This is a genomic window from Colwellia psychrerythraea, from assembly GCF_000764225.1.
Classification (GTDB): Bacteria; Pseudomonadota; Gammaproteobacteria; order Enterobacterales; family Alteromonadaceae; genus Colwellia; species Colwellia psychrerythraea_D.
The window spans coordinates 115,856-129,908 of sequence record NZ_JQED01000017.1 but is presented as its reverse complement, the minus strand read 5'-3'; the positions used below and the strand labels follow the sequence as shown (position 1 = coordinate 129,908).

The 14,053-nt window shown below is 37.9% G+C and carries 11 protein-coding genes; 8 read left to right on the top strand and 3 right to left on the bottom strand.

Features of this window, described 5'->3' with window-relative positions; genetic code table 11:
• The first annotated feature begins 82 nt into the window (after nt 1–82).
• The 6 genes from ND2E_RS12145 to ND2E_RS12170 all read left to right on the top strand — a co-directional run bounded on the left by ND2E_RS12145 (nt 83) and on the right by ND2E_RS12170 (nt 6,626).
• Nucleotides 83–1,597, top strand: a complete 1,515-nt coding sequence (locus ND2E_RS12145) for a UxaA family hydrolase (protein WP_033093618.1) — start codon at nt 83–85, stop codon at nt 1,595–1,597.
• A gap of 21 nt (nt 1,598–1,618) precedes the next feature.
• Entirely contained in the window at nt 1,619–3,091 is a 1,473-nt protein-coding gene (locus ND2E_RS12150; protein WP_033093617.1) for a mannitol dehydrogenase family protein, read from the top strand.
• Nucleotides 3,085–3,735, top strand: coding sequence for a bifunctional 4-hydroxy-2-oxoglutarate aldolase/2-dehydro-3-deoxy-phosphogluconate aldolase (gene eda, locus ND2E_RS12155; RefSeq protein ID WP_033093616.1), 651 nt, complete (start codon nt 3,085–3,087; stop codon nt 3,733–3,735). Before ND2E_RS12150 ends, eda begins: the two co-directional genes overlap by 7 nt.
• Nucleotides 3,732–4,697 (top strand): sugar kinase, encoded by a 966-nt coding sequence (locus tag ND2E_RS12160; RefSeq protein ID WP_033093615.1) that lies wholly within the window; start codon nt 3,732–3,734, stop codon nt 4,695–4,697. Before eda ends, ND2E_RS12160 begins: the two co-directional genes overlap by 4 nt.
• Before the next feature lie 45 nt (nt 4,698–4,742).
• The gene (locus ND2E_RS12165; RefSeq protein ID WP_033093614.1) at nt 4,743–5,096 is read left to right on the top strand and encodes an L-rhamnose mutarotase; all 354 of its coding nucleotides are present in this window, start codon (nt 4,743–4,745) and stop codon (nt 5,094–5,096) included.
• A gap of 72 nt (nt 5,097–5,168) precedes the next feature.
• Nucleotides 5,169–6,626: a sulfatase-like hydrolase/transferase gene (locus tag ND2E_RS12170; RefSeq protein ID WP_033093613.1), complete on the top strand. Its 1,458-nt coding sequence runs from the start codon at nt 5,169–5,171 to the stop codon at nt 6,624–6,626.
• Between the two features lie 129 nt (nt 6,627–6,755).
• On the opposite strand, the gene ND2E_RS12175 is transcribed toward ND2E_RS12170, so the two are convergent.
• Nucleotides 6,756–7,658 (bottom strand): GntR family transcriptional regulator, encoded by a 903-nt coding sequence (locus tag ND2E_RS12175; RefSeq protein WP_033093612.1) that lies wholly within the window; start codon nt 7,656–7,658, stop codon nt 6,756–6,758.
• A 329-nt stretch (nt 7,659–7,987) separates the two neighbouring features.
• Here ND2E_RS12175 and ND2E_RS12180 point away from each other — a divergent pair, with 329 nt between their 5' ends.
• Together ND2E_RS12180 and ND2E_RS12185 are read left to right on the top strand one after the other, a co-directional pair.
• Complete coding sequence (locus ND2E_RS12180; RefSeq protein ID WP_033093611.1) at nt 7,988–10,468, top strand: hypothetical protein; 2,481 nt, start codon at nt 7,988–7,990, stop codon at nt 10,466–10,468.
• Nucleotides 10,469–10,501: 33 nt separating this feature from the next.
• On the top strand, nt 10,502–11,041 hold the full coding sequence (locus tag ND2E_RS12185; protein ID WP_033093610.1) for a hypothetical protein: 540 nt from the start codon (nt 10,502–10,504) through the stop codon (nt 11,039–11,041).
• Nucleotides 11,042–11,566: 525 nt separating this feature from the next.
• Here the strand turns inward: ND2E_RS12185 and ND2E_RS12190 are convergent.
• Nucleotides 11,567–12,565, bottom strand: a complete 999-nt coding sequence (locus ND2E_RS12190; protein ID WP_033093609.1) for an aldo/keto reductase — start codon at nt 12,563–12,565, stop codon at nt 11,567–11,569.
• Nucleotides 12,566–12,730: 165 nt separating this feature from the next.
• On the bottom strand, nt 12,731–13,855 hold the full coding sequence (locus ND2E_RS12195; protein WP_033093748.1) for a DUF3083 family protein: 1,125 nt from the start codon (nt 13,853–13,855) through the stop codon (nt 12,731–12,733).
• Nucleotides 13,856–14,053 lie beyond the last annotated feature (198 nt).

Genomic DNA, 14,053 nt, shown 5'->3' with positions numbered 1-14,053 from the left:
GACTATATTGCTAAGTTACCTTACCAAGGTTCAATGATACTGCGAGTTAGCAAGCTTAGAAAATATGTTAAGAGAAAACATCATGAGCATAGTACAGCCACAAGTAAGAAGTTTTATTCAAGTCCATAACAAAGATAATGTTGCCGTGGCGCTTGAAGACTTAGCGAAAGGCTCAATTATTTCGCTAAACAATCAAGATATCACCTTAAACGAAAATATTAACCGTGGTCACAAAATTGCGTTAAGCAATCAAGTGGAAAATGAAAAAATTATCAAATATGGTTATTCAATCGGTTACCTAACATCAGCTATTCAAGCTGGTGATTGGGTTCATAGTCACAATTTAAAAACCTTGTTAAGTGATGATGATAAATTCTCCTACCAACCAGCTAAACATAGTTTAGCGAATGATAATGAAACGATGCCAACCTTTATGGGGTATCCGCGCAGCAACGGCTTAGTGGGTATTCGTAATGAACTATGGATTATCAACAGTGTTGGTTGTGTTAACCATTTAGCTCAATCTTTAGTACGCCAATGTAAAGCACAATTTAGTAAGTTGGCCGATGATTTTCTCGCTGTCACTCACCCTTTTGGCTGTTCACAATTAGGAGATGATTTAGCACAAACTAAACAGCTACTTGCATCACTTGCTGGCAATCCCAATGCAGGGGCCGTTTTATTTTTAGGTTTAGGCTGTGAAAACAACCAATTGTCGGCGTTAATAGCTGAGCTACCAAGCGAAATGAGTGAGCGTATTTCTTACTTCAACGCGCAACAAGTTGAGGATGAAGAAGCCGAGGGTATGGCACATATTGAGAAATTGTTGGCTACCATGGCCGATGACAAACGTGTAACCTGCCCAGTATCAAAACTAACATTAGCAATGAAATGTGGTGGCTCTGATGGTTTGAGTGGTTTGACTGCTAATCCTTTGTTAGGCCGTATCAGCGAAAAAATGGCCGGTTATGGCGCAACAGTTATTCTAACCGAAACACCAGAGATGTTTGGCGCTGAGCAGGTCTTAATGAACAACGCGGCAAGTGAGTCCGTTTATAAAGACATAGTTTCTCTTGTTGATGGCTTTAAACAATATTTCATCGAGAACAATCAGCCTGTTTATGAAAACCCATCCCCCGGTAATAAAGACGGCGGCTTAACAACCCTAGAAGACAAGTCTCTTGGCGCTATTCAAAAAGGTGGTAATGCACCAGTGCAAGATGTCATCAAATATGGAGAAAAAGCTACCGCTAAAAATGGCATTACTTTATTGCAAGGCCCTGGCAATGATGCCGTTTCTTGTACAGCACTAGCAGCGAGTGGTGCCAACATGGTGCTATTTACCACTGGACGTGGCACACCATTAGGCGTGCCAGTACCAACTGTTAAAATTGCTTCAAATAGTAACTTAGCAACGCGCAAAAAGCATTGGATTGATTATGATGCTGGGCAGTTGCTACGTCTTGATAAAACGCAAGATGAATGTACCAACGAGTTTTTTAATTTATTACTTGAAATAGCCTCCGGTAAAGCAACGAAAAATGAACTTAATCAATTTAAAGAAATATCAATTTGGAAAGGCGGTGTAACCCTGTAAGGGTCATGTCGATAAATAATCATGAATTTAGCAAGTAACACCGTAGCAAAAGTAGCTACTAATCCAGTTATAGTAACCCCTCAATACGACAGAGAAAATACCGAAATAGGTATTGTGCATTTAGGTCCTGGTGCATTTCATCGAGCGCATCAGGCTGTATACACAGAAAATGCCATGAATTTAGCCGGTGGCAACTGGGGTATTTGTGGCGTGTCATTAAGAAGTGCTACCGCACGTGACGTATTGGCTAAGCAAGACAATCTATACACTTTAGCCATTTTAGATAAAGAAATTAATTATCAAATCATTGGCGCCATTAAAGAAGTATTGGTTGCCAGTGAGCAACTGCAACAAGTAATGGACCGATTAACATCACCAAATACCAAACTTGTGACCTTAACCATCACAGAAAAAGGTTACTGTCTTGGCTCAGATGGTCGTCTTGATTTAGAGCACAGTGACATAGCTCATGACTTATCTAACCGAAGTCAACCTATCAGTGCTATTGGTTACATCGTACAAGCCTTAGGACAAAGAAAAATCAATAGTGTTGCTGCATTTAACGTATTAAGTTGCGATAACGTTTCAGGTAATGGCGATAAACTGCGCCGCGCTGTTATTGATTACGCGACACAATTAGATGCAGCTTTAGCTACTTGGATTGAAGTTAATGTCGCTTTCCCTAATGCCATGGTTGATAGTATTACCCCTAAGACTGAAGATTACACCGTAGATAGTGTAACAAGTGCAATAGGAGCTCGGGATGAGTGGCCAATTCAACGTGAACAATTTACTCAATGGGTTATCGAAGACAATTGGAATGGTTCTCGCCCAGCTTGGGAAAAAGTTGGCGTAGTATTCACCTCAGACGTTGATGGTTTTGAAAAAGCCAAACTACGCTTACTTAACTCCTTACATTCAACATTAGCCTATGCTGGCTCGCTTGCTGGCTTTGAAACTGTCTATGATGTTACAAGCGACGAAGCTTTTTATGATTTCATCTGTCAGCTTGCAAACCAAGAAGTGATTGGCTCTTTCGTTCCACCGAAAGAACTAAATGTTGAAAGCTACAGTAAAGAGATTATTGAACGCTTTTTAAACCCTGAAATTCGTCATTTATTGGCACAAATTGCATGGGATGGTTCACAAAAAGTACAAATGCGAATTTTACCTATCATTGAAGATAACTTAGCGCTTGGTCGTTCGACCAAGTTGCTGTCTTTATCTTTGGCCTGTTGGTTCGAGTTTATTTGTCGAGCTTTAAAAGAAGGTAGAGAGATTATTGACCCACTTGCGAGCGACTTTGCCAAACAGCCAGCACTACTTAGTAATGACAGCGCAGAAGTTGTCGAAGCCTTTTTAACTATTGAGTCTATTTTTGGTCAAACACTTGCAAAGAATACTAAGTTAAAAGCCCAATTAGTCAATAGCTTATCAGCCCTACGGCTTAGCGAAGTAAGTAATATCAATTCAGTCGTGGAGAAGTTATGTTAAAGCCAAGTTTTTCAGACTTAGTTAAAAATAGTCCTATTCTCCCCGTGTTACACATGGAAAGTATTGAAGAAGCTGTTCATGTCAGCCGAGCTTTGTATAAAGGTGGCATCACCTGTGCTGAAATCGTTTTACGCTCACCAGTTGCCTTAGATTGTATTAAAGCAGTAAGAAAGCAAGTACCTGAGATGACCGTAGGTGTCGGCACCTTAACTACTCCAAAACAGGTTATCGATTCAGTAGCTGCTGGTGCTCAATTTTTAGTAAGCCCATCATTAACGAGAACATTAGCTACAGCCATGATTAAAACGGGTTTACCTATGTTGCCAGGTACAGTTTCACCTTCTGAAATTACCCAAGCATTAGAGTTAGGCATTACAGAAGTCAAATTTTTCCCTGCCGAACAATATGGCGGTATTAAAACAATTAAAGCATTAGCGAGTGTTTTTAGTCAGGTCAAATTCTGCCCTACAGGTGGTGTAAGTCTTGATAATTTAGGTGAATACTTTGCCAATGACAGTATTTTTGCTGTAGGCGGCTCTTGGATGGTTCCTAAAGATCTTATTGCTAACAAAGATTGGGACGCTATCACTTTGTTAAGTGAGCAAGCTATTGCTGCCATTCATAAGTTGGGAAGATGCGCATGACAACAAACATAGCCAATATAATAGTCATGGGCGAATGTATGGTGGAGTTCGGCCGTGCGACTAGCTTATCAAGTAGTGGTAACCTCTATAAAAAGAGCTTTGCTGGTGATGTGTTCAATACAGGAATTTACATTAAACGCTGTGTTAAAGAACAAGCCAACGTTAAATTTTTAACTGCTATTGGGACTGATGAAAACAGCAATGAAATGCTCGCTATGATGAAAAATGAGTCAATTGAAACAAACTTAGTTTATAAATCAAACAGTGCGCAAATGGGTTTGTATTTAATCGATGTTGATGATGAAGGCGAACGAAGTTTTAGTTATTGGCGTGAAACATCAGCGGCAAAGCAAGTGGTTAGATTTCTCAGTGATGATTTAGATAACCCAGCACTTAAAAATGTAGATAGCTTCTTTTTCTCAGGTATTTCTATTGCGATTTTATCTGAAAGAGACAGACAAAAGTTATGGCGTTTTATCTTTGAGCTTAAAGCATCAGGCACTAAAATCATCTTCGATCCCAACTATCGACCAACACTATGGAGTACTATCAATGAAACAAGAGCAGCTTACGCCGTAGCATTTGAATTGGCAGATATCGCCTTACCAGGTGTTGATGATCATATGGTGTTATACAATGCCAAAAGTGCTGAGGACGTTGCAGGTTTTCTAGAACAGTTTGCTATTAATGAAATTATTATAAAAAATGGCTCGCAAGGCATGTTGTTAAGTGTTGACGGAATTCGTAGCTATATTGATGTAGACCCAGTTAAAAAGGTGGTTGATACCACTTCAGCTGGAGATGCCTTTAACGGTGCTTACCTGAGTTCAAGATTACTTGGAAGAACGCCTAGGCAAGCAGCAAACTTTGCCGCTAAGGCGTCTGCTTGTGTTATTCAACACAAGGGCGCAATTGTCGATGATTCTGCATTTTCTAAACACTTACTAGATTGTCCAATATAGCGTAAAGCACATGCAGAAGGGACTCAGTTTTACTAAGGAAACACTATGAAAACTATCCGCCATTGTTTAGCGACAGATTTAAAAAACAACCCTGAGCTAATCAAAAAATATAAAGAATACCACAAGCCAGGAAAGGGTTTCCCTGCCGTAGCTAAAAGCATTCGTGATGCCGGCATTGTTGAAATGGAGATTTACTTAATTGAAAATCGTTTGTTTATGATTATGGAAGTCGATAATTCATTTGATGCTGCCACCAAAGCCAAAGCTGATGCGCTATGCCCAGAAGTGCAAAGATGGGAAACCTTAATGTGGCAATTTCAACAAGCTTTACCATGGGCTAAAGCGGGTGAAAAGTGGCTACCTATGGAAGAAATTTTCAAACTAACTGAGCAGCCATAACCAATAATAACAACTATCTTCCCTCAGACCATAAAGTACCTTGAGCACGATACATACAATAAAGATGATATAATGAAAAAGTTACATATAAACGCTTTAATTTCGCTAAGTATCTTCAGCTCTTTCACCCTAGCAGCAGTTGCAAGTGCTGATGGCATACAGAATGAAGATAAAAGACCTAACATACTCTTTATTCTGGCCGATGACTTAGGTAAAGAATGGGTAAGTGCCTATGGTGCAGAAGATATAAAAACGCCTAATATTGATCAATTAGCCGATCAAGGAATTCGATTCGATAATGTCTGGTCGCATCCACAATGCACGCCTTCTCGTGTTTCTTTAATCACGGGACAATATCCGTACCACAATGGTTGGGTCAACCATTGGGATACACCTCGGTGGGGACAAGCTTATCTGGATTGGCAACAAAACCAAAGTGTGGCAAAAGTTTTGAATGATTCAGGTTACGCAACAGCCGCTGCTGGTAAATGGCAGGTAAATGATTTTCGGATTGAACCAAAAGCTATGAGCAAACACGGCTTTGATGACTATGCTATGTGGACAGGTTATGAAACTGGTGTGCCTGCCAGTGCCAAACGTTATTGGGATCCTTACATTCACACCAAAACAGGTAGTAGAACTTATACCGGTAAGTTTGGTGAAGATATTTTTTCTGAGTTTTTATTAAACTTCATTAATAAAAATAAAGAGCAACCTTGGTTCGCGTATTTCGCTATGAATTTGCCCCATGCTCCTTACACCACTACACCCCATAAAACTAAATTAGCCAGCAATATTGATAAGCATAAAGCCATGGTTGAATATGCTGATTATATTTTAGCTAAAATGATCAAACGACTTGAAGCGATGGGAGAGCATGAAAATACCATCATTATTTGGACAACAGATAATGGCACCAATAAGGGTCTAGTTGGCACACTTAATGGGCGTAAAGTTCGTGGTGGTAAAATGTTAACCACTGAAAATGGTATCAACTCCCCATTTATTGTCAGTGCACCTGGTCTTGTACCAACAAGCGTAGTGAGCGATACCTTAATAGACTTCACCGATATATTGCCAACACTTGCCGACTTAGCTGAGGCTGATATTCCAAAGAGCTACAAATTAGATGGTAAATCCTTTGCCCCTTATATTCTTAATCAAGAAGCAGATGGATCACGCAACTCAATTCTATCTATGGGTGGCAAAAATGAGGCTGAAGTATCAAATCAAGGGGTTGAAAATAAATATATTTTTAGAGATCGAGTTATCCGCGATAAAAGATACAAACTCTATGTAAAAGCCTCACCTCAACTTGCTTTTGAAAAGCTAGTGGATTTACAAAATGATCCTGAAGAAAAGGTTAATTTAATTGATAGTAAAGAACCTAAAATTGTCGCAGCAAAAATAGCCTTAGTTAACGTTGCAAAGGCACAACCTAAACAAGATAACGATCCGAAGTATCGCAAAAGACAAGAGTTAAGTTGGGATAAGGCTATTACTGTACAAAGTCAGCTTTGGAAGCAATAAGTACCAAATACCACATATCATTAAATCAACGCTGTTAGAGCTACTCTTACCCATTTAACGAGCTTAATAGAACGTAATAAAAAAGGACTATGCGCCCTTTATTATAGTTTATAGGTAAACTATATAGCCTTATTCTAAACCATGTGCGGAACGTAGTAAGGTTTTCTTCGCTGTATTTAAATGGGTTTCCATAGCGATAATGACACCTGAAGTATTATGAGCCAATAGCTGGGTAATAATCTCAACATGCTCTTCTAACGCAACTTTATTTCGCTCTAATTCATCTCCTTTATTCCATTGATAGTGGTAATGACATATCAGTGAAACTACATCAAAAAATTGCATAAAGAATCTATTATCAGATGCACGCTGCACAATAAAATGGAATTTACGATCCAACTCACTCAATTCAGTGTATCGGTTTTCAACATCTTCAAGCACAGCAAGATGTTTATCCAATAATTCACTTAATTCACTCCAAACAGCGTCACCTTCAGGTACGGCTAGTAATTGAGTAATAGAGTTCATTTCTAGTATTCGCCTAAATTCAACCAATTCTAGCGCAAATTTTTCATCAAACTTAACCATCTGCCATTTGGCTCTAGGACTTTTTTCTATCAGACCAAAGCGAGAGAATTTAATTAAAAATTCACGTACTGTAATAGTATTACAACCTGATGATTTGGCTAACTCTAATTCAGAAAACTTATCACCAGGTAGAAGCTTTCCACGATTAATCAAATCTAAAAAATATTTTTCAATTATTTCCTCTTTCGAAGAAACACTATTACTAGTATCAAAGTAATCTGAACTGTTCGGTGACCTAAGCACTTGTTTATGTGAACCATTAATTTCGACAATACCCTTTGTTTCCAGCTCAGTGATTGCTGTACGAATGGTTGTTCTACTCACTTTAAGTTTCTTTGCCAAAGTATTATCTTTTAATACCAGCATTTCACCCTCTTGGAAGTCAGAAATTTCCGTTAAAATTCCATTTACTGTTTCTTGAATAAGGTAACTTTGAACATTCACAATAACATTCCCTCTCGTCCTAAATTAGGTATAACATACCTAGGTGTTGTTTATTAATAGTAACATTGATTTATTAATGCTGTATCAATTCTTTATGTCTTTATCGGAATTAATACATAAATTTATATCAAATTTTTGCCTTTTACCTTGCTTAGCCCCCCTTTCCATCATGAAAATGATTATTATATATAAAAATAAAAAATGTCCAGTTAAAAACTCATATCAAAACAAATTAAATTGACTTTTATTTATACAACGCACAAGGTGGGTGTGTTTTACCTATAGAAAACACATTTATTAATAATCATAAAATATAATAAGAGGCACACATGCACCCTCCCACTTTTAAAAAGTTTAAATTGCTCGTCATTTTATCCAGTCTAATAAACCCCTTAGCTATTGCAGCAGAAGATAAAGACATTTTTGTTGATCCACTAAGTGGACAATTAAAAGGAGCTGCTGGAGTTGATGGGTCTATCACTCACCCTTTTAAAAGGATCAATGATGCTCTTGATTATGCCGAAACAAAATATAACCGCGGCGAAGATAGATCTCCATATACTATTCAATTAAGAGAAGGTAGATATACAGAGACTGTCACTAGAAGTGGTGTTAAGGGATCACCTACCCGTCCAATTACCGTGCAAGCCTACCAAGATGAGAAAGTGCTCTTCGATGGCTCGATAGATATTTCTAACGACTGGCACAATGAAGGCGGTAATATTTACAGTAAGTATATTGGAGAAGATATTTGGCAGTTATTTGTTGAAGAGGGTGATACCTGGCAAGAAAAAAACAACGCTCGATGGCCAAATGCTCGTTTTGGTGATGCTAAAGATGGCATTGCCTCAATATACACTAGAAATAGTTGGGCACATGCGAATACTAGCGGTAACGCATCAGGGTTAATGGTTGATAATTCATTAGCCAGTGACGAAAACCTACGAGATATCAACCTGACAGATGCAATAGTGGTTGCTAATGTTGGTAGCTTTGATACATGGACTAAAAGGATAACTGATCATACAGAAAACTCTAATAGTTTCGAATATCAAGCCACTAAACGAATCTGGAAAAATCAAAAGCACTTTTACTACTATGTAGAAGGTCTTATTGAGTTACTTGATAATGATAATGAGTGGTACTTTAATAAAGAAACCAAGACCGCTTATTTATATTCTTCATCTGGTGCACCAACGCAAAAAATTAGAGCTAAGAGACAAGCTTACGCTTTTGATATTGGCGGATGGGAGCATGCAACCATTAAAAATATCGATGTATTTGCAGAATCATTACGTTGCGGTAGTTGTGAAAGCTTTACTTTGGAAAATGCAAACTTTGAATATGGTGGTTCATCACGTCGAGCATTAGGTGAAGTAGGACAAAAATCTGAGATACTTTTCATTGCTTCAAATAACTTAACCCCAACTCATGATAGCAAGAATATAGTACGTAATATCACGATGAGAAATGTTGATGGACAGGGTCTATTAATGAGAGGAAATAAAACGCTCGTTGAAAACTCTCTTTTTGAAAATATTGATTGGGCCGCAACAGAAACTTATGCACCAAGCTCCTCTCTAGTGTTCCACGGAAACTATTCAACTTTTCGTCAAAACACCATCAAAACCGCAGGAACTTCTGAAACAATTGCAACAACGTATGCTCCACCGAAAGGAAAAGGTAAATATACTGGTGTCGATGGCGGTGTAATTACCGTTGAATACAATGATATCTCTGATACAGGCTTTGCACAGAGTGATGGCGCTTTAATTCAACTAAGAATTCCTGGGCAAAGAGGCTCTGTTGTTAGATATAATTGGCTACATGATTCAAGTAAATATGGGATCCGTTTTGATGCGCCAATTCCGGCTCGGATTTATGGCAGTGATTCACTAGCCCATCATAACGTGATATGGAATGCTAATGGCATGATGGTCAAAGGTGAAGATCACCGTGTTTATCACAATACTGTTTTTGATACAAAAGAAGCTAAGCGTAGTGATTTAATTATCCTAGATGATGCCAATGTTGGAGGGGTGTTAGGTGGAGCAAACCGTGGCAGTATTATCACAAACAATGCCGGAGATGTTATTTCAAGTCAAAGGGCTTCAGTTGCAGATATTCTTGATAGAGTTGAATATGGTTACAACTTCAACGCAAATGACATTGGCACCTTAGTATCTAAACAGTTACGCGATCCTAAAAACAATGACTTTAGGCCAACAACCTATTCCGCTTTACATACAGGTGATGCTATTACCGATGCTGATTTAACAGCACATCATGGTGGGGTTTTAACCTATTCAGGAAGCTACCGTTCAGGTATAAACAATTATTGGTATCCTGGTCGTCGTGAAGCTAAAACTACAGGCGCAATACCCTCGTTAGCAAGCGAAAATATTGCATTAACCGCCGATTTAATTTGGCGACCAGCATATCAAGCAACAAGCTATCATGTTTACTTAGGTAAAAATGAAGCTAGCCTCGCATTAGTAAGCACCCTAACCAACAATATTTTTGACCCTGGTACATTGCAACCTAACCAAAATTATTACTGGCGTGTAGATGCGGTGACACCTTCAGGCACCGTTTCTGGCGATTTATGGCAATTTAAAACTGCTGGTTTACAAGGTGATTGGGATGAAGATGGCGATATAGATAACAACGACATTAGAGGCCTAATGTCTGCACTAAGAGCTCGATTACCAGTTAATTTGGCATTCGATATTAATGGCGATGGCACTATTAATGGTTTAGATGTGCGCGCATTAGTTAACTTATGTACACGTAACCGATGTGCTCTATAGCAACGCATTAAATATAAATTATTAGGAATTCATATGAAAAAAATAATAGCTTTAGTTACATTTATTTTAAGTTTTAATGCCCATGCGGGGTTAATTTCAATAAACCTGTCTGATACCGAAGTGGTAATTGGAGAGAAAATACAGGTCGATATAATTGCTAACGATATTACGACAGACCTATTTAATTTCGACTTAAATTTCGATACGAGTTTATTTAGTTACGATTCAACAAGTTTTACTAGTGATATAACCCCGTTAGACCCTTTTTCGTATGCAGTTACCGAGTTTCCAAACGGACTAGCATTTAGTTATTTTGGTATTTTTGAACCGATACTGACAATAGCAGATGCTAGCAATTTTGTTTTGGCCAGCTTCGAATTGACAGCTTCAGCTGTAGGAACTTCTAATTTTTCATTTTCTAATATTGAATTTTACGAACCTTTCGCGTTCAACCTATCTGACATAGATAGTGATTCAATGTCAATTACCTCTGTTCCAGAACCACAAACAGTCATCTTGTTCGGATTAGCTATATTAATGTCTCTGGTTCAACACCAAAGACTTAAGAAGTAATTATTTACATAAAAAGTAAAACTCAAAAGCAGTGCTTTAAAAGCACTGCTTTTTTTAGTCATTAGATAAGCCTTAATAATCTACGGCATAAGCTATTTCGCTCTATCCGACATAATTCATGTGACCAAATGACTCTACATCATAAGGCCTGTAGTTAAGATCTACATTCATACAAAAGCATTAGCGGCATATGCCAGATAACGATTAAAGCGGCATCATAAGATGAGTTTCATCATTAGGTTTATCTAAAGTCAGACAACGAGATATATACCTAAATTAACAGCCTTGCTTTCGTGGTTCAAAAGCAAAGTGCTCTGCTTAACATTGAACTAGAATTGAAGAGAATTGTCGACGCTGGATGATTTGGCAGCACTAGCATGCTGGAAGTTAGCCTGTTAGCGTCAACTACTTATAACTCAGTGGTACTTGACGCCAAGGGTTAATAAACGAGGGAAAATACAAAACATATAACCCTTCACTTATCGGAGTAAGGGCTATACTAAAAAATAAGGTTAGAGTAGCTGACTATATTGAAATTAACCCATGACTTTTCATCGCTTGCCAGAATTTATCTGGAACCTTCGCTTCTGCTAATAAGATATTACTCTTAATCCTTTTAGGTGAGCTAGAATTCAAGGCTATCGATACAATCCCATCAAATAAAAATGAAAATTGCACACACGCCTCTGCTGGTTTTATTTCGAACTCTTCACACAAAGCATTAAATTTATCTCGCCAGGCAAATTCTTTGGCATGTGTTTCTCTACTTATTTTTTTATAATCAAAGTTATCACTTCCAATCAAAAAGCCTGCATTGAATACTGCTGAATTAATCACTTTAACACCTTGCTTATTTAATTTCTTTAACAGCAATATTGTCGATGCTTCATGCGTATACGGTGTTACCGAGCAAGCAAACATAGCCCAATCAAGTTGGATATGATCACTGATAAAGTCGATAATACTGACATCTTTTGCGCCAACACCAACTGAGTCGACTTTACCTGCATCGCGAAGTTCTATCAGCGCTTTATACGCATCAAGAATGTCTTGTTCTCGCTTTACTAAATCAGCTTTATTTTCGGCACGAGCAAGGTATTCATCAGGATCATGAATAGAAACAATTTTTGCCTCATAATCACCGAGCAACTCATTACCCTGTTGGTAACAGTCAAGTATGCCTTGATATGAAATATCTTGTACCGCATCGTGTTTCAGATTTATCCATGCTCCTGGTTCAAAGGTAGGTTCAGAAGTTTTTAATGGCACGCGCTTCCAGCCAAGCTTGTTACTAATTTTCACAGCACTAGGAGAGACTCCTTGCGCCTTAAGGCCTGCTGCTAACGACTCTAATGCCAAACCAGCACCATATTTACCTGCGCTATCAAACACAGGAGTATTAGGACTACTCTCCACTGCCGCTTTCACCAGCTGATTTTTAGTCACACTGTCTAACTCAACAAATAAATTACCTAAACTGCTAGTACCAAATATTACTTTTGGAAATGAATTCTTTTCAGTCATCTTTTACGCTCTGCCCATTTACCTATCTAACCAAGTGCAATTGTAGTCAATCTCAATACCGTACAATTGTTTCATAATTTTATGCTATTTTTATAACGTTTTACTCAAGCTACTAGTATCCACATTCCTGCACATGAAAACCTGTGTACGTAGTGAAAAGCCAAACTAGATTCGCCGAACAAGTTGTTGATTCATGCGCATAAGCATATAATCTTTATCTCTTTTCCAATCAAGTATTTCTGCCATATTTTCTACAGACTTGACAACTTGATTAACAAACTTGCCGTAGGTCTTGTGGCTTTGATCTAAATCTGTAGCAAAAAAGACCAACCGAATTGTGTCAACTAACTTTTCAGCTTCCCATTGACAATTAATCTTGCCGCTTGCATCACTTGGGTTATAACCTAGCGAAATAATGTCCCCATTAACGATAACTCTTTCATTTTCATCATAACGAACAATGGGGGATAAACCGTTAGCTATCATAGTCGCACGGTTAATATGATTTTTTAAATTTGACTCAGTAAAAGCCTGGTAAATTTTTTCATACAACAATGAAAAGGGCTTATTATCTTCATAGTCTATTTCTGTGCCTTTTAACAAACGTCTCGTCATAGGCACACTAACTACAGCATAGGTTACGGCACTATAATCGCCCTCAATCACTACCTCTTGCTGTAAATAGCGAGTCGAGATTTCACGAAAAGTATGACTAATACTTTCTCTACTCCCTTTCTCTCTGGCAAAAATATCATACGTAAGGTGCTGATGATCACGCACTTTCAACTCACCTTGTTTAAGACCAATACGTTGAGATATTTCTCTTACCGCTTTATAAACTTTTTGATGAAACTTAGCCGCACCTTCACGCAGGTTTTCACCGGTCGCTAAAAACAAAAATTTAACTTTATTAGACCGTATTGCACCATCAAAATAGCCCTTGAAAGTGCTATTATTCATAGGGTTATAAAAGAAAAAGGATTGTTTATCTGTGTGTAAAACCTGTTGTTCATCACTATTTCTTACACGTACTAAACGATTATTAGCAACAAAATTAGCATGTTCGATATTGCACTCTTCGACCACATCCCAAACCAATTTGGCTAAGCTCTGATAAAACTTCAGATAAGGTTGATCAGATGATAATTTTATTTCTTCACCCATTAGCTTAATCAGCGTATCAGTTAGTGGCATCTCAGCAATAATATAGTGGTTATCGCGAGCATTGGCAGGTACATATACTTTTTCTGATGCTCGATGTTTTCTTACTATTGAACTAGCTCTTTTCATATTACCCTCACATATTATATTAATATTGATAAATGCTACAAGCACCAATAGTGACCTTTATTTATAACAAACACTATAATAGGTAAGAAAAAATGTCAATAATGATCACCCAGTTTAAAGATACTTTTTCGCTAGTAGCAATCAAAACACTATTGCAAGCCAGTATGAATACAATCAATTATTACGCATCAATTGATC

Coding starts and splice junctions, on each gene's coding strand:
- ND2E_RS12180 (WP_033093611.1), top strand. CDS start 7,988: ATGCACCCTCCCACTTTTAAAAAGTTTAAATTGCTCGTCATTTTATCC.
- ND2E_RS12160 (WP_033093615.1), top strand. CDS start 3,732: ATGACAACAAACATAGCCAATATAATAGTCATGGGCGAATGTATGGTG.
- ND2E_RS12165 (WP_033093614.1), top strand. CDS start 4,743: ATGAAAACTATCCGCCATTGTTTAGCGACAGATTTAAAAAACAACCCT.
- ND2E_RS12185 (WP_033093610.1), top strand. CDS start 10,502: ATGAAAAAAATAATAGCTTTAGTTACATTTATTTTAAGTTTTAATGCC.
- ND2E_RS12145 (WP_033093618.1), top strand. CDS start 83: ATGAGCATAGTACAGCCACAAGTAAGAAGTTTTATTCAAGTCCATAAC.
- ND2E_RS12195 (WP_033093748.1), bottom strand. CDS start 13,855: ATGAAAAGAGCTAGTTCAATAGTAAGAAAACATCGAGCATCAGAAAAA.
- ND2E_RS12170 (WP_033093613.1), top strand. CDS start 5,169: ATGAAAAAGTTACATATAAACGCTTTAATTTCGCTAAGTATCTTCAGC.
- ND2E_RS12190 (WP_033093609.1), bottom strand. CDS start 12,565: ATGACTGAAAAGAATTCATTTCCAAAAGTAATATTTGGTACTAGCAGT.
- ND2E_RS12150 (WP_033093617.1), top strand. CDS start 1,619: ATGAATTTAGCAAGTAACACCGTAGCAAAAGTAGCTACTAATCCAGTT.
- eda (WP_033093616.1), top strand. CDS start 3,085: ATGTTAAAGCCAAGTTTTTCAGACTTAGTTAAAAATAGTCCTATTCTC.